This is a genomic window from Furfurilactobacillus sp. WILCCON 0119, assembly GCF_053471565.1.
The window spans coordinates 649,025-662,115 of record NZ_JBPCCV010000001.1; the positions used below are offsets into that span (position 1 = coordinate 649,025).

At 42.0% G+C, this 13,091-nt stretch carries 24 protein-coding genes and 1 tRNA gene; 6 read left to right on the forward strand and 19 right to left on the reverse strand.

Going from position 1 to position 13,091, the window contains the following annotated elements; translation table 11 throughout:
- Positions 1-12: 12 nt before the first annotated feature.
- The 17 genes from ACRYI5_RS03360 to ACRYI5_RS03440 form a co-directional block, all read right to left on the reverse strand.
- Positions 13-504: a DUF1064 domain-containing protein gene (locus ACRYI5_RS03360; protein ID WP_407881218.1), complete on the reverse strand. Its 492-nt coding sequence runs from the start codon at positions 502-504 to the stop codon at positions 13-15.
- A 91-nt stretch (positions 505-595) separates the two neighbouring features.
- A complete protein-coding gene (locus ACRYI5_RS03365; RefSeq protein WP_448224266.1) occupies positions 596-808 on the reverse strand; it encodes a DUF3310 domain-containing protein in 213 nt (70 codons plus the stop codon).
- Positions 808-1,176, reverse strand: coding sequence for a hypothetical protein (locus tag ACRYI5_RS03370; RefSeq protein WP_448224267.1), 369 nt, complete (start codon positions 1,174-1,176; stop codon positions 808-810). Before ACRYI5_RS03370 ends, ACRYI5_RS03365 begins: the two co-directional genes overlap by 1 nt.
- On the reverse strand, positions 1,169-2,299 hold the full coding sequence (locus tag ACRYI5_RS03375) for a DNA cytosine methyltransferase (RefSeq protein ID WP_448224268.1): 1,131 nt from the start codon (positions 2,297-2,299) through the stop codon (positions 1,169-1,171). Before ACRYI5_RS03375 ends, ACRYI5_RS03370 begins: the two co-directional genes overlap by 8 nt.
- Positions 2,296-2,790 (reverse strand): SAM-dependent methyltransferase, encoded by a 495-nt coding sequence (locus tag ACRYI5_RS03380; protein ID WP_448224269.1) that lies wholly within the window; start codon positions 2,788-2,790, stop codon positions 2,296-2,298. Before ACRYI5_RS03380 ends, ACRYI5_RS03375 begins: the two co-directional genes overlap by 4 nt.
- Positions 2,787-3,239, reverse strand: coding sequence for a YopX family protein (locus ACRYI5_RS03385; RefSeq protein ID WP_448224270.1), 453 nt, complete (start codon positions 3,237-3,239; stop codon positions 2,787-2,789). Before ACRYI5_RS03385 ends, ACRYI5_RS03380 begins: the two co-directional genes overlap by 4 nt.
- A 136-nt stretch (positions 3,240-3,375) precedes the next feature.
- The gene (locus ACRYI5_RS03390) at positions 3,376-4,161 is read right to left on the reverse strand and encodes an ATP-binding protein (RefSeq protein WP_448224271.1); all 786 of its coding nucleotides are present in this window, start codon (positions 4,159-4,161) and stop codon (positions 3,376-3,378) included.
- On the reverse strand, positions 4,162-4,944 hold the full coding sequence (locus ACRYI5_RS03395) for a phage replisome organizer N-terminal domain-containing protein (RefSeq protein ID WP_448224272.1): 783 nt from the start codon (positions 4,942-4,944) through the stop codon (positions 4,162-4,164). It abuts the gene before it with no gap.
- Between the two features lie 9 nt (positions 4,945-4,953).
- On the reverse strand, positions 4,954-5,514 hold the full coding sequence (locus ACRYI5_RS03400; RefSeq protein ID WP_448224273.1) for a DUF669 domain-containing protein: 561 nt from the start codon (positions 5,512-5,514) through the stop codon (positions 4,954-4,956).
- Positions 5,504-6,214 carry an AAA family ATPase gene (locus ACRYI5_RS03405; RefSeq protein ID WP_448224274.1) on the reverse strand — a complete coding sequence of 237 codons (711 nt, stop codon included), beginning with the start codon at positions 6,212-6,214 and terminating at the stop codon, positions 5,504-5,506. The genes ACRYI5_RS03400 and ACRYI5_RS03405 overlap by 11 nt, the downstream gene beginning before the upstream one ends.
- 9 nt (positions 6,215-6,223) lie before the next feature.
- A complete protein-coding gene (locus ACRYI5_RS03410) occupies positions 6,224-6,712 on the reverse strand; it encodes a siphovirus Gp157 family protein (RefSeq protein ID WP_448224275.1) in 489 nt (162 codons plus the stop codon).
- Positions 6,712-7,050 carry a hypothetical protein gene (locus ACRYI5_RS03415; RefSeq protein ID WP_448224276.1) on the reverse strand — a complete coding sequence of 113 codons (339 nt, stop codon included), beginning with the start codon at positions 7,048-7,050 and terminating at the stop codon, positions 6,712-6,714. Before ACRYI5_RS03415 ends, ACRYI5_RS03410 begins: the two co-directional genes overlap by 1 nt.
- The gene (locus tag ACRYI5_RS03420) at positions 7,043-7,264 is read right to left on the reverse strand and encodes a hypothetical protein (protein ID WP_448224277.1); all 222 of its coding nucleotides are present in this window, start codon (positions 7,262-7,264) and stop codon (positions 7,043-7,045) included. The genes ACRYI5_RS03415 and ACRYI5_RS03420 overlap by 8 nt, the downstream gene beginning before the upstream one ends.
- The gene (locus tag ACRYI5_RS03425; RefSeq protein WP_448224278.1) at positions 7,255-7,401 is read right to left on the reverse strand and encodes a hypothetical protein; all 147 of its coding nucleotides are present in this window, start codon (positions 7,399-7,401) and stop codon (positions 7,255-7,257) included. Before ACRYI5_RS03425 ends, ACRYI5_RS03420 begins: the two co-directional genes overlap by 10 nt.
- Positions 7,398-7,553 (reverse strand): hypothetical protein, encoded by a 156-nt coding sequence (locus tag ACRYI5_RS03430; RefSeq protein ID WP_448224279.1) that lies wholly within the window; start codon positions 7,551-7,553, stop codon positions 7,398-7,400. Before ACRYI5_RS03430 ends, ACRYI5_RS03425 begins: the two co-directional genes overlap by 4 nt.
- Before the next feature lie 406 nt (positions 7,554-7,959).
- The gene (locus tag ACRYI5_RS03435) at positions 7,960-8,295 is read right to left on the reverse strand and encodes a DUF771 domain-containing protein (RefSeq protein WP_448224280.1); all 336 of its coding nucleotides are present in this window, start codon (positions 8,293-8,295) and stop codon (positions 7,960-7,962) included.
- Positions 8,296-8,311: 16 nt separating this feature from the next.
- Positions 8,312-9,007: a BRO family protein gene (locus ACRYI5_RS03440; RefSeq protein ID WP_448224281.1), complete on the reverse strand. Its 696-nt coding sequence runs from the start codon at positions 9,005-9,007 to the stop codon at positions 8,312-8,314.
- Between the two features lie 59 nt (positions 9,008-9,066).
- On the opposite strand from ACRYI5_RS03440, the gene ACRYI5_RS03445 reads away from it, so the two are divergent.
- The gene (locus tag ACRYI5_RS03445) at positions 9,067-9,258 is read left to right on the forward strand and encodes a hypothetical protein (RefSeq protein WP_448224282.1); all 192 of its coding nucleotides are present in this window, start codon (positions 9,067-9,069) and stop codon (positions 9,256-9,258) included.
- Here ACRYI5_RS03445 and ACRYI5_RS03450 read toward each other — a convergent pair.
- Positions 9,255-9,404, reverse strand: coding sequence for a hypothetical protein (locus tag ACRYI5_RS03450; protein WP_448224283.1), 150 nt, complete (start codon positions 9,402-9,404; stop codon positions 9,255-9,257). The genes ACRYI5_RS03445 and ACRYI5_RS03450 overlap by 4 nt on opposite strands.
- Before the next feature lie 18 nt (positions 9,405-9,422).
- On the reverse strand, positions 9,423-9,641 hold the full coding sequence (locus ACRYI5_RS03455) for a helix-turn-helix domain-containing protein (protein WP_448224284.1): 219 nt from the start codon (positions 9,639-9,641) through the stop codon (positions 9,423-9,425).
- 252 nt (positions 9,642-9,893) lie between these two features.
- Here ACRYI5_RS03455 and ACRYI5_RS03460 point away from each other — a divergent pair, with 252 nt between their 5' ends.
- From ACRYI5_RS03460 to ACRYI5_RS03480, 5 genes are all read left to right on the forward strand, one after another.
- Positions 9,894-10,202: a helix-turn-helix domain-containing protein gene (locus ACRYI5_RS03460; RefSeq protein ID WP_448224285.1), complete on the forward strand. Its 309-nt coding sequence runs from the start codon at positions 9,894-9,896 to the stop codon at positions 10,200-10,202.
- A gap of 3 nt (positions 10,203-10,205) precedes the next feature.
- Positions 10,206-10,667 (forward strand): hypothetical protein, encoded by a 462-nt coding sequence (locus ACRYI5_RS03465; protein ID WP_448224286.1) that lies wholly within the window; start codon positions 10,206-10,208, stop codon positions 10,665-10,667.
- 62 nt (positions 10,668-10,729) lie between these two features.
- Entirely contained in the window at positions 10,730-11,350 is a 621-nt protein-coding gene (locus ACRYI5_RS03470) for a hypothetical protein (protein WP_448224287.1), read from the forward strand.
- Between the two features lie 73 nt (positions 11,351-11,423).
- A tRNA-Ile gene (locus tag ACRYI5_RS03475) sits at positions 11,424-11,497 on the forward strand.
- A gap of 207 nt (positions 11,498-11,704) precedes the next feature.
- Positions 11,705-12,841, forward strand: a complete 1,137-nt coding sequence (locus tag ACRYI5_RS03480; RefSeq protein ID WP_448224308.1) for a site-specific integrase — start codon at positions 11,705-11,707, stop codon at positions 12,839-12,841.
- Positions 12,842-13,091: the final 250 nt, after the last annotated feature.

The window sequence follows — 13,091 nt, forward strand, 5'->3', positions numbered from 1 at the left end:
TCTTCCGCTCAATCAATAGTTAGTCGCCTCTTTCCAGTTATAAAAAACGTCACTTCGAACAATTGGACTTGGCGTCTTAGCCTGACCGCTCAGATTCAGCTGCTTAGTTACACCAATACATGCAGCTTTAAAATCATGTTTGCGGACCACCACAGCCTCAACTGGTACCCCAGTCTGCATAGCGAACAAGCGAAACGTCAATCGGTTACCATTATCGATTCCATACACACCAAACGAATTCTTAACGTCGTAAACGTGCAGGATGTGCATGAAGTCGTCATAGATCACAAAATCTGGTGTATACCGAATACCGCTAATAACCGCTCCCTGTTCAACCTGCTTCTTATCAGCAAGCACAAACCGTGGATGAACTGATACACGATCAGAAGCTACCTGGTCCTTAATGAAACGCTCATAGAAATCCAGTTCCTTTTGGCTATCGAACTTCTGACCCCACTTCTCAATCTTTTTACCGCTCTTATTCAATGCCGTTGGTGAATTCATTTCTTTCTCCTTTCAATCATCACGTCACTCACGATGAAGCTAATCAGTACAACTACTGTGAATGCCGCAATAAAATAATCAATCAATGTCACTAGTCGCTACCTTCCTCATATTCTTTCAGCCGTTGTAAATACGTCATAGCCTTATCCAGATCCTGAACGCCATTCTTATCTAAGTAACGCGTCAAATACTTAATGACATTCCCTTTCATGAAGCCCCGAAACTCATCAGCTGTCATCTGTTCGGCGTAACTATCAATTAGGTCTTTACCGTTGGTTCCCTTATAGTAACTAGGTTCAATCATTAGTCACTAGCTCCAGTGATTTTTTCCATTTCTAATGCCAGCCCTTTTATGAATTTTTTACGGCGATCTGCATATGCATCCATATCATTCTCAAATACATCCTTAGAGACACTGACTTCTTTATACATTCCATCTCCGAAACACATACGCAAAGTGGGTTCATCCCATGATGACCCTTGAATACCACCAATAAAGGTGTCTGCATTGAGTTCAATCAGATAGCCGTCTTCCTTACTCCAAACTTCATCAGCCGTAAATCTCCAATCTGATAGAGTGCCCAACTCGGCACTAATGATTTTGTTCTTATTTGCTTCAATCAATGACTTTGCCTTATCGAAATCGTAGGCATTATAAACTTTCTTAGTCATTTGCTACCTCCATCTTTTCTGCGATTCTGTGCACAACCTCGCACGTCACACTGTTCCCGGCTTGCTTGTACAATTGCGAATTGCTGTTTACTTTTTCTGCTCGATCAAATAGATAATCAGGAAACGTCTGCAATCGCCAACACTCACGTGGGGTTAATTTTCGAATCCGCATATCGTTACCCAACACACCTTCTGAACCAGCAACGGTAAGTGTATGTGCTCTTTGGGGTTGAACCCTTCCACGTTGCGTCTTGCTGTTGGGCTGCGATAAATTGATTCCATCGCCTGCCGTCGCTTCTTGGTATCCTTTAGCCGTTGCACTCTTAACCAACACTTTTGGTTCAAGGTTGCCACCTGTTCCGGTGTTCAATGCTGGTGCAATTCCATCGGTCGAATAAACACGATCCTGTTGGTGCTTTGCGTCGTTAACCTGAATCAGTGCCTTCTGCCCTTCGCCCTTATAGTGGTAACTGGCAAGCCCATCTGTTCGAACTACGTCACCATTGATTCCGTAGCCACTTGGATTTACACTTCCAACTTTGATCACGGGCGCGGGAGCGCTAACAGTCTGTTCGTCATCTCTGATAGGAAATACTTGCTTGGTACCTCTTCCTCTAAGATGTCCGATAATGTAGACACGCTCCCGGTGTTGAGGCACGACTTCGGCTGAATCGAGAACGTCCCATTCACAGTCATACCCGATTTCATCCAGCTCAATTTGAAGTTTGAGGAAGTCAAACCCTCTGTTAATGCTAAGTAGGTTCTTAACGTTCTCAATGAGTAGATAGCTGGGTCGATTTGTTTCTTCGAGGTCTCTAATAAGCCCCGTAACTGTGAAGAATAGGGAGCTACGTTTCCCATCAGTAAATCCTTTTTGTTTGCCGGCGACACTGATGTCCTGGCACGGAAATCCAAAACACCAACAGTCGGCTTGGGGGATTTCAGCAGCTCTAACTGCTCTAATGTCTGTGCCATTCCATAACTCCTTTGCATTTGAATGCATCGCTTCATAACTACGCCGGGCAAACTTATCCCACTCAACCCAGCCGACGCACTCATGACCTGCTAGCTCCATGCCATGACGAACTCCACCAATCCCAGCGAATAAATCAATAAACTTCATTTATCCGCCTCCATTTTCATAAACACTAGCCAGTGAGTTTTACTGCGCTTATCGCCAAAAAGCGGCTTGGCGTTCATGGATTTTAACACTTTTGCCAACTTAATCTGATCATCGTTCCACTTGAAGATAAGCGTGCCATTTGGTTTTAAAACCCGCATACATTCGTTAAATCCTTGACGTAAATCATCTTGCCAATGGTCTTTATCCAGCACGCCATATTTTTTGGCCAACCAACTATCCTTGCCAGCGTGAATCAGATGCGGCGGATCAAAAACTACTAGGTAAAATGAATCATCCTCAAAGGGTAGGCTGCGGAAATCGCCTTGCACGTCAGGGTTAACCGTTAGTGTCCGTGGTACTGCTCCCTTGCTGGTGGTGTATGTGCCTAGGTCAAACTGACCTACCCGCTTATCCAAGAACGTCACGTTGGGATTGGCCTTATCCCACCAGAACATACGACTGCCAGCAGTTGCATCAAGAATCGGTGTCATTTTTCTGCCTCCAACAGTTCCGGGTTCTCGTGAATATTGCCAATGACGGTGTACTTTTCTCTAATTGCCATAGGGTATCCACAACCTAATTCAACATTGAATCCCTGATAGATAAAGTCTGATCCATATTCCTCTTCATGGTGTTGCTCACTGAAGGTAACAACAATTTCTTCAGAACCGGTTGTCACAATATCTCCTTCGTAGATTTCTTTGCCGTTAACATCGTGGAGACCGGTGTACTGTTCAAGCATCAGCTCTTCAATTTCTGCATGGCCACAGTAGCGCTCAACGTCAGCGAAATCCTTAATATTCTGTGCGCGCACATAGTAAATTTCGCGCTTGAAATTGCCGTGTTCATCAGTCCCATGCGGTTCCCAATCCATTTCGACAACATTCATCAACTTATGTTGCACTTTGTCCCACGCTCGGAACTTGATTTCTCGTGTCATTATTTTGCCTCACCGTTCGTTGTCATGTCGTATTGTTTGTGAATGAAATCCGTGCAGTTAGGACATGGACCAACAGTCATGATTCCAGCTGAAACTTCTGTATGAACAATCTTTGTACCGCCGCATAATGAACATGTCATACGCTCCGTACCCCTTCCATTTTGGCAAACAGCAGTTGGTGGTCGGGATTCTTGGGATAAACTCGATCAATGAACTTTCCTTCGTACATTTGCTTTAACTGTTGCTTTGTGTTGTTCGTCGTCACAATGGTGGTCCCGTGAACTTGATTATTATCGAAATCTACGCGGGCATTTGAGACCTGATACATTAAGTCTTGTAAATCTTTATGAACCGGCCTAAAGTTACCCGTCATACCACCCTCAGTCCCAAAATCATCAAGCACAAGCACATCGACTTCAATCATCGCTCGTTTAATGTCACGAATCTTTTGCACAACATCGGGGCTATCATATTTGGCATTAATAATGCTCAACAGTTCAGCGGTCGAAACGAACATGCCACTTTTACCGGGTTTATCGCCGTCTGGTTGCATTAACGCGTTCATCATTGCCAAAGCTAAAGAGGTTTTACCGACCCCACGATCACCCATTAAGACAACATTGAACTGTTGCGTTTGTAGTTGGCTAGCTAATTTAAACGCCTTGTTTCCTAACGTCTTAGCCTGTTCAACGTTTACTTGCTTAGCGATATCCCAGTCGCCAAATGTAAACCTTAACGGCCTACCACCTGACCAGACTGACATCCGGTAATAGTGGCGCTTTTTCTGTATAGCCAAATCGTTGGTGGCTTTATCAACGAACTTTTGTTCAATTTCTTCCTTGCTCGGCAAGTTATTCATATCAACGTTATGGGCATGAGCGATCCTTTTTATATAAGCATCCTCAAATTTCAGTGCTTTCATCTAGTCGCCTGTCCAATCTTTTAAATCCATGCTTGACGATTGCTCTTGCGCCGGAAGGTTGTTTACATAACCTTCAAACTTACTAGCTCTGAACAATGTAGACGGCTGTAAAAATTTGTTCATCTTGGTGTCCTTCAACCATTCAGCAGTTTTGCTATCGATCACCTTACGCATATCATCAGCTGTGTAGCCTTCTTTATGGCGTGCCATAATGGCTGTCTTGTTAGCTGCCGTATGTTTGAAGTGCTTCCCTGTTTTCTCGTTCAAATAATCAACAACCGACTGCCACGGAAACATGTTCTCTTTATTTACTTCTGTATCTGATTCTGTATCTGATTCTGAGTCTGACTCTGTTGCGTGACTGTCACGTGACGTCACGTGACCAATTGACAACGTGTTTTGTCGCTCTCTTTGACGCTGCTTTCTTAGGCGTGCCTGCTCTTTCACTCGATCCATACCAGTTACATTTTGATGTTTTTCCCAATTTTCAATTTGAATTAAGCCTTGATTGTTTACTTCAATCATGTTGAACTTTGCCAACAAATTTAAAGCTAGCTTCACAACTGACACCTTTTTGCTAAACAAAGTGGCGAGTGCCTCATCCGTGTATGGCATGTCACGTTGAATGTAGATCAACCCGTCATCATTCGTTTTCCCAGCTAACACTAGCAACCGTACCCAGATAATCAGAATTGAATCAGCTTCCGGCATGGCCTCAATGAGCCTAATTTTCTCGTCATCAAACATTGACGTTTTTAGTTTGATCCAATGAATGTCTGCCATTGTGACCTCCTAGAATGGCAAGTCATCGTCGCTAATATCGATGTTCTCACCGCTACCTGCAAATGGATCAGCTGGGACTAAATGTGTTGGTTTACTGTTACCATTCTTATCGGTGATGTCCCCAGCAATACGCCCCTTACGTTCACTAGCCGCAACCTTAGGAAATTGTGTAGATTCAACTGATGTGATGTTATTGACCTTCTTGCTTGGATCGGAATAGCTAGCAACTCGTTCATTAGTGATTCGTACTGGCTTGCCAAGCAGTGCCGTTCCAATTTTGGTTAGGTTGACGTTACTGTCGTCAGGTAATTTGTCTTCTTCCACACCAGCGTTAACAATTAAGCTATTGATGTAACGTTCACCAATTTCGCTGTCGTTATAGTTGTCTGCATAATCGACACGTTCGCCTTTGTGTTCTTGGTCAACATCGGTTCTAACACGGTAGCCAATGCTTAATGAGTTGTTTCCCTTCTTAGTGATCCCAGTTGAAAACGAGTAGATAAATGCTTCAAATGTGCCCGCTTCATTCAAGTAGTTGCCGCCTGCAACGTTGTGTCGATCAATCTTCATTTGTCTTTCCCTCTTCGCTTTCTGTTTGTGGTTTATATTCTTTATCCGTGAATAATTCGCTCGCCTTACTGAATCTCCGTTCATCAATCTGATTCTTGGCTTGCGCGCCCTTACCTTGTTCAAGCTGAACCAAATGCTCACCCTTATAAACAAATGCTCGACCGACAACAGCGAATAGTCCTTCAACACTTGAACGAACCTTTGCATTCATCAATGCGTCAAAGGTTGTCACGGCATTGCCATCATCATCCGTGTAGTCCTTAACTTCTTCCCAAGCTGTGGCGTATACCCGTTTATTCCATGAACGAATTTTTGAAACCCATTTCTTAATGAGGTTCTGCATTTCTCCCCACGCTTGGCGCTGATCTTTAACCATGTCTCGCAATTGATTCATAACCATATCTTGAAGATGGGACAAGTTATCGAACACGATGTTGTCATACTTATCCAAATACTTCGTTTCAATCGTGCTTAGAATGACTGGGAACTGTTGAATAATGAATTCAACGTCCTTTGCGTCTAGTTCCAATGATGTGATTCCTTTGGCGCCCTGCAACACGTTGTCGCTTCCATCGAGAGCAACAACTAATGTCTTACCTGGCAGTGACTTAGCAATCGTTGTTTTACCCGTACCAGGTTGGCCGTAAACTAAATACATAATGTTTTGGTTCGTGATCTTAGTTGCGTCAACTAAATTCATTGTTTTCTCCTAACTAATGCGTAGTGATTCGCCTTGTTCAAGATGAGCGCCCTTAATGACTTCACCCTGTTTCAGTGCGTCTTTTAACTTGGCTTTGTCGAGAGCATGGACTTCGTGAATCGCGAAGAACTTATCTGGGATAACGGCTTCGTCAGTAACAATCATCTTCACCGGATTCTTACGAATCTTGATGGTGGCCTTCACATTTTCAATTGCAGTGATGTTCGCCACGTTCATCGAGTTCAGTAGGAACTGTGACATGTGCTTTTTGTTGCCGGCTAACCGTTTACGGTAGGCTTGCAGACGTTTGATCTCCTTGTCGGCCATATCAATGCGCCCATCAAGTTCTTTGGCTACAATCCCATAGCTAACGCCTTTATCCTCAATACCACCTTGAATGGATTCCAAAGTGTCTTGGATAACTTGTTGGTCATCAGATTCTTCAAGCAACGCCAACACTTCCTGGTAGCTATTAGTTAGTTCATACATTGTTGCCATTAGGCTGCATCCCCTTCGTTGATTTGCTTTGCGCCAAGATCTTCTAACAATTCAAATGCGGTTTCATACCCGCCATCTTGAAACAGCATACTAACCAGGTTAGTGCCTTGTTGGATTTTCAACACTGCTAAGATTTGATGGAATTTACGTTCAAGAACCCGTTTTAACAGGTCATCTGCGTCTTCTGACTTGAAGTTATACTCATGACCATCTAGCATTAATTGGTACACATCATCACACGTGTACAATGTGTAACCTTTGAAATCGCGGTCGAAAAACACACGATCATCGACTGGGTCACCGACCATACTGTTTTCTAAATCGCGTGAGTTAGTCATTAGCAGCCTCCTTTAATTCTTTCAAGTAGCTGTTAACCTCGTCATAGATTAGCGTTGCCATTTGCATTTGCCCGGCCTTGTGTTCTGATAGGCTATGTGTTGCCATCAGCTGGCTTTTCAACGGATCAATTCTGTTTTCCAACATCGTAATGAAATGTTCGGTGGTTTCGATTTGTGCCTGCGCTACGTATTTATTTACTTCTTCTAAATCCATTTGCGTTTACCGCCCTTTCGATAGATAATGTGTTCAAGTAAAATTTTCTTAACCGGCCGACCAGCATTGCAGTGCTGATTGGCCTTTTTTTGTGGCTGCATAGCCTGCAACCCGGCTAGTGCTACTTTTTCGTTCATTGTTTGCCTCCAAACTTCAATTCAATATCAGGCTTCCACTCATCAATATGTTGAAGTTCTTCGTTCAGCATTTCTTGAAAAGTCTTTGCCCAATTTAGATGGCGTTGCAGTTCATCAAGATTTTTAACGGTCAATTTCCCCGTTATTGCCATTTTTATCGCCTCCTTACAACCCTGTTAGGTACATGGCTATTACGGCTACTATTACACCTATGAGAAACCCGGTAATCGTATTAAAAAATTTCATACATCTTTTAACCTCAATATTTGCCCCTATACATTTGATACAAAATATCGTTCACCATGAATAACACCATTGCATCAATCGACAGTCGGAATATTCGGCAGAACAGCAAAACCAAGCTCGTCGTTACGGCAACGGTAATTTCATCTTTAATAATCTCCATCCCCCTCGTCAGCTATTCGGCTGGCGTTTTTATTTCCAGTGGTCGAAAAATGTGTGTCGATGGCCGTGGACATACATAGTGACTAGTCCAGCAGCAAACATCGCGGCTGACCATAGGATGAAACCTGTTAGTTCATATGTGACCGTCATTAGTTAGTCCTCCTCGTTAAAAATGATTGACCAATTCTGCTGAACAAACTCCCGCATCGCCTGTGCTTGAAACCACCACGGCTTACCAACGCCACCGCCACCAATTAACGACTTAGCTCGCAAGCTATCTAACTGTCCGCGTAGCTTTGAATTGGTCAAGACATGCTCACGCACCCACTGGGGAGCCTTACCGTTAAACAAGTTAATCCGTAGATCATCGAAGCTCCATAACTTGCCAGACGTCTGCTCTGTTTCCAACTGTTTCAAGTACGTTTTACTGACAATAACCTGATCGTCAGGAATCTTAATTGACACCGTTGCTTCAATTGATTGCGACATTTATCTAACCTCCCGGTTAAAATAATTCTCCTTGTGCATTGGCTTTCTGAATTGCTAACCGCATTTCAGTATCCGGCGCCCAAATTTCAATGAAGTTCATTGCTTCACTGAATTGAATCCGTGGCAACTCGCTGTAACGTGGTAACTGAAAATGCCGTTTAAAGTCATGCCAGCATTGTTGAAAACCTCGACGACCAATGGTCGCGTATGCTGCTGATTCTTTGCCACCTAATGCCGTAAGCACTCGTTTAGTAACGGCGTCCTTTAGCTGCATTTCCTGCGGACCTGAAACTCGCATAGTATCTTCTAACGTGGTCAACCGATCATCAATTTCAGCAGTGGCTTGTAATGCCAAATGTGCTTGCTCGGTCGCAGATAATGGTCGTTGCCGATACTGGCCAGTTTTGCGAATTGATGGTAAAACTTCGCTGGTGACCCAATGTTTAAATCGTTTTGCCGCTGGTAAATGACTACCAAAGATCAACGAGTACACACCAGATTCGGTAATGACTGTCATTATTTGATTTCCACCAGGGGTCTTAAATTCGCCGACCCCTTTGTCCTCTTCATCGACATGTGTTCTAATTGCGTCTGCGGACCGTTGATACCCAAGTACAGTTGCCACATCTTTACCGACAAACATTGGTTCGCCGTCTTCAATAACCGTCCGGACTTTGTTTCCTTCAAAATCAAAATTCTGTAATTCGTTCATGTGTAAAACCTTCTTTCGTGAGATGATGTAGTTATTCCAAAACATTGGAGGTGAATTTTATGACTGATGACGAAAAACTCGCTCATGATAAGGCGTTAGCTTTTGCTCAGGCTACTTTGTTAGATGAAATTGCCGATGCAAATAAAAACAGAAAGCATGGCACCTTATCTATCAGTGAAAAAGCTAATGTGTTTAACTACAGTTACGCTGAATCATTCAATTACTTCTTGCAGGAAGGAAACACTTATTAGCGCAATTTATGTTGATCTTTTAGCTCTTCAATGATCGAAATAGACTTTCTTAGGACTGAAACGGCTTCAGTTTCTAAGAGGTCTTTTTCTTTTAGATCATTAACGATTTTCTTGGCAAGTTCGTTTCTCTTTTGCCCTTTTTCCATGCTTGTTTCACCTCTTTGTTAAATGTCTAGAACTTTGTAAATCTTAGAACGAATCTCAACTGATTTTGGGCTCATATCACCCTTAATCGCACGGTTTAAGGTGGCCGGGCTAACCGGAAAGCTATCAGTATTAATCAGTTCAGCAAGTTCTACCTGGCTCATGTGTTTACGAAGTAAAACAATTTTGATGTTGTCGCTAATCTGAGATACTGCTGTTGCCAAATCTTGTTCTGTCATGTTTACTCCTTTCCTGTTATTTATTCATCAAGTCATTGCATTTTATTAAACTTTAGTTTAATATTAATGCATACAAACAGCACAAAGAAAACAATTGCTAACCCTCACTCGCCAAAGTATCGTTAGTAATTACTATGTTTTCTTTTGCTAAATTACTTGATGAACTCATATTATAACTATAGTTTAATCATGTCAATGATTATCGTAACTAAAGTTATGATTACGTTTGTCATTTCTTTGAGGAATCCTTATATGACAACGTTTGAAAGAATTAAAGAATTAGCAAAAAAACGTGGTTTAAACTTACGTGAAGTAAATGATAAAGCCGGATTAAAACCGAATGTAATTTATTCGTGGAAAACCAAAACACCATCAGCAGAAAAATTGCAAAGTGTTGCTTCATTACTCGGAGTTACTTCGGATTACTTATTAGGCGATACTGAACCAACTAAGCCGGCTAAAGTAGATATAGCCGACGATGATATAATCATGACTTATGAGGGCCGCGAGATACCTAAGGAAGATTTAGAGATCATTAAACGCTTACTGCGGAGGGATTAGCTTATGCATGATCTGAATGATTTTACAAATGAACTTCTTTCTCAATGCCTTCAAGAAGATATTCAGGTTAAATGGGCTGACTTAAATTCAACGACACCGCCCGCTAGCAATCCTAAAAGTAGAACAATTGTTATGAATTTAAATTGGCAGTATCAGCGTCAAATCCCATTTCAGCTTGCACATGAAATGGAGCACATAAAACATCAAGACGATCAATTTGCCATTCTATATTTCGGCACGAATATGAAAGTGGACTTTGAACGTGCGGCCAATACGTCTGCCATTTATGATTTAGCAGAAATATACCTTAATAACTTAGAGTTGGAATATACTCTTGCAAAAGCAAATTATGCTGATTTTACCAAAACATTTGGTATCCCGGCAGAGCTTACAGATATTGTAATTGAAGCCTTTACAAAATTTGCTCATAACCGCGGTTTACACACTTATTTGGGATTTAAATAGCTACTTTTTATGTCCAAATACTGATGACATTAAAAGCTGAAATCATTCTAGGAGTGTTCAATATGAAAAAAGCAGTTATTTTTTCTACTTTATCAGTCTCTACCATGTTATTTGGGGGAATAGCAGTAACACCAACTACAAGCGCCTTTGCGAAGGCTCAACAGAAACAACTTATCGCTGGTTCTTATACAGTTGGGTCAGATTTAAAACCCGGGCGTTATGTTGTTACAGCAACAGAAGGATCAGGAAACTTTGAAACAACGGCTAAGAACAGCTTAACCGGCGAGAACGTTAACGAAATCCTTGGCACAGATGACCCAAGCCTAGAGACTGCTAACGTCACCGCTGACTTTGCTAAGGGCGATAAGATTCAAATTGAGGGTATGAGCGGTGCCAACTTTACCCCAGCACCAAAAGGCAACAAGAACAATACGGCTTCACTTACAACTGGCTACTGGAAAGTAGGCCGTGACATCAAAGCCGGTAAATACACAGTAACCCCTGCTGAAGGTGAATCTGGTAATTTTATGGTTGATCCAAAAAGCATCACTGGTGATGACGTTAACGAAGTATTGGGGGCTGACACAAGCTTCAGTCAAACGCCAAAGGTTAATGTTAATCTACATAACGGCGATAAGATTTCAATTTCTGGTATGAACACTGTTAACTTTGCAAAAAGGTAATTTAGATTCTTTGAGTGATTTTAATCATTAATGGATCAATTCAAAAAAGTCCACCCTTTCGGATGGACTTCGCGGACCTATAGCTCGGTTGGTTAGAACAGACGACTCATAACCGTCCGGTCGTTGGTTCGATTCCAACTAGGTCCATTGCTAGTAGCACCCCTATGTTTTCTTTATCCTATTTTCTCCAATCACATTAAGAAACAGCTACTAGCAGGTTTCCGTGACAGATCGTTATCAGGTGTGCAACTCACCTGGCGGAAGTTTTTATAAATAAAAAAGCACACCCTCATCCCCTACCAAGTTTTGGGAGTGTGCTATCGATTGAAGTATGTAGAAAGGATCGTGATTGATATGGCTAGTGTCTTCAAGCGAGGCAAAACCTGGACAACTAGAGTTAGTTCTAAGAATGCTGATGGTAAACGTGAACAGAAATCAATTGGTGGCTTTAGAACAAAATCCGAAGCCATTAAAGCTGGAAACGAGCTCGAGCTAAAGGCCGCTAACGGGGAGCTAGCTATTGATGATACAACGCCCTTCCCCACCTACTTCTGGGACTGGTTCAAAACCTATAAAGCATCTTCAGTCACTGACAGAACGCGGGCAACGTACGCACAGCTGCATCGGGTATTAGAAAAATCAATGTTAGTTGACGTTCCCTTGGGCAAAATGGACCGCCGAAAGTACCAACAATTTGTTACTGAATATGGCACTCATCATGCTAAGTCCACTATGTCAAAATTCAACTCTCTGATTCACGCATCCGTAAAAGATGGCGTTTACGATGGCGTTATTGCAAAAGACTTTGTTCGTGGTGTATCGCTAGTTTTTGATAAGAAAAAGACACGACAAATCGATTATTTAAACATTGCCGAGACTAAAACACTCAGCCGCTATTTACTAGATTCTTTAAACCCCAACTTCACCTCTAAGTATATGATTTTCTTAGCGATTAATTCGGGCATGCGTTTAGGTGAGGTCCAGGGTCTTAAATGGTCCGATCTCAATTTCAACTTTAAGACGATCTCAATCCAACGATCTTGGAACGAGGAAAAGAAAGAGTTTCAGCCAACTAAAGCTAACTCTGATCGAGTGATCCGAGTTAACAAGACAACGATGAACGTTCTATCTCAATTACGTGAAAGCACACGGGGCAAACAAGTGTTTATAAATCAATATGGCACTGTCCCTACCTCCAGTGCCGTAAATAAGACGCTTAGAGCATGTTTAAAAGACTGTTCGATAGATAAGCCATCATTCCACTTTCACAGCCTCAGGCACACACATGTAGCCTATCTGCTTTCTGAATCCGTTGATCTGTACATCATTTCAAAACGATTGGGGCATTCAGATGTATCTATGACAAGCCGTGTATATTCTTACCTTATCGACGAGTATAAACAGAAAGCTGATTCACAAATTGAGCTATCTCTGGACAAACTTTATTCTTCTGAACCATCTCCAAATGATAAAGTCCAGACATTAGCTTGATATTGATTCATTGATGACAGTTCTAAATGTTATGTAATTGGTATAGCAATCCACTCGCCTAAATCAATAAGCAAGTTCTATCTAGTGTCTGACATAAAAATTGCAAAATCAGCAGTTAAAATAAAATTCATCAGTTGAGTGCACAAAGTGTGCACAAGCCATTTCAAAATGCTGTTAAACAGGCGTTTATAGATTATCTAAAATCCTGTCGTCTCCTTTTTGACCCGTTATTGAACGGTCACGAAGAAGA

Coding starts and splice junctions, on each gene's coding strand:
- ACRYI5_RS03400 (WP_448224273.1), bottom strand. CDS start 5,514: ATGAAGATTGATCGACACAACGTTGCAGGCGGCAACTACTTGAATGAA.
- ACRYI5_RS03455 (WP_448224284.1), bottom strand. CDS start 9,641: ATGACAGAACAAGATTTGGCAACAGCAGTATCTCAGATTAGCGACAAC.
- ACRYI5_RS03420 (WP_448224277.1), bottom strand. CDS start 7,264: ATGGATTTAGAAGAAGTAAATAAATACGTAGCGCAGGCACAAATCGAA.
- ACRYI5_RS03360 (WP_407881218.1), bottom strand. CDS start 504: ATGAATTCACCAACGGCATTGAATAAGAGCGGTAAAAAGATTGAGAAG.
- ACRYI5_RS03385 (WP_448224270.1), bottom strand. CDS start 3,239: ATGACACGAGAAATCAAGTTCCGAGCGTGGGACAAAGTGCAACATAAG.
- ACRYI5_RS03430 (WP_448224279.1), bottom strand. CDS start 7,553: ATGGCAATAACGGGGAAATTGACCGTTAAAAATCTTGATGAACTGCAA.
- ACRYI5_RS03450 (WP_448224283.1), bottom strand. CDS start 9,404: ATGGAAAAAGGGCAAAAGAGAAACGAACTTGCCAAGAAAATCGTTAAT.
- ACRYI5_RS03380 (WP_448224269.1), bottom strand. CDS start 2,790: ATGACACCGATTCTTGATGCAACTGCTGGCAGTCGTATGTTCTGGTGG.
- ACRYI5_RS03390 (WP_448224271.1), bottom strand. CDS start 4,161: ATGAAAGCACTGAAATTTGAGGATGCTTATATAAAAAGGATCGCTCAT.
- ACRYI5_RS03480 (WP_448224308.1), top strand. CDS start 11,705: ATGGCTAGTGTCTTCAAGCGAGGCAAAACCTGGACAACTAGAGTTAGT.
- ACRYI5_RS03470 (WP_448224287.1), top strand. CDS start 10,730: ATGAAAAAAGCAGTTATTTTTTCTACTTTATCAGTCTCTACCATGTTA.
- ACRYI5_RS03435 (WP_448224280.1), bottom strand. CDS start 8,295: ATGTCGCAATCAATTGAAGCAACGGTGTCAATTAAGATTCCTGACGAT.
- ACRYI5_RS03465 (WP_448224286.1), top strand. CDS start 10,206: ATGCATGATCTGAATGATTTTACAAATGAACTTCTTTCTCAATGCCTT.
- ACRYI5_RS03445 (WP_448224282.1), top strand. CDS start 9,067: ATGACTGATGACGAAAAACTCGCTCATGATAAGGCGTTAGCTTTTGCT.
- ACRYI5_RS03375 (WP_448224268.1), bottom strand. CDS start 2,299: ATGAAGTTTATTGATTTATTCGCTGGGATTGGTGGAGTTCGTCATGGC.
- ACRYI5_RS03405 (WP_448224274.1), bottom strand. CDS start 6,214: ATGAATTTAGTTGACGCAACTAAGATCACGAACCAAAACATTATGTAT.
- ACRYI5_RS03415 (WP_448224276.1), bottom strand. CDS start 7,050: ATGACTAACTCACGCGATTTAGAAAACAGTATGGTCGGTGACCCAGTC.
- ACRYI5_RS03425 (WP_448224278.1), bottom strand. CDS start 7,401: ATGAACGAAAAAGTAGCACTAGCCGGGTTGCAGGCTATGCAGCCACAA.
- ACRYI5_RS03370 (WP_448224267.1), bottom strand. CDS start 1,176: ATGACTAAGAAAGTTTATAATGCCTACGATTTCGATAAGGCAAAGTCA.
- ACRYI5_RS03410 (WP_448224275.1), bottom strand. CDS start 6,712: ATGGCAACAATGTATGAACTAACTAATAGCTACCAGGAAGTGTTGGCG.
- ACRYI5_RS03365 (WP_448224266.1), bottom strand. CDS start 808: ATGATTGAACCTAGTTACTATAAGGGAACCAACGGTAAAGACCTAATT.
- ACRYI5_RS03395 (WP_448224272.1), bottom strand. CDS start 4,944: ATGGCAGACATTCATTGGATCAAACTAAAAACGTCAATGTTTGATGAC.
- ACRYI5_RS03460 (WP_448224285.1), top strand. CDS start 9,894: ATGACAACGTTTGAAAGAATTAAAGAATTAGCAAAAAAACGTGGTTTA.
- ACRYI5_RS03440 (WP_448224281.1), bottom strand. CDS start 9,007: ATGAACGAATTACAGAATTTTGATTTTGAAGGAAACAAAGTCCGGACG.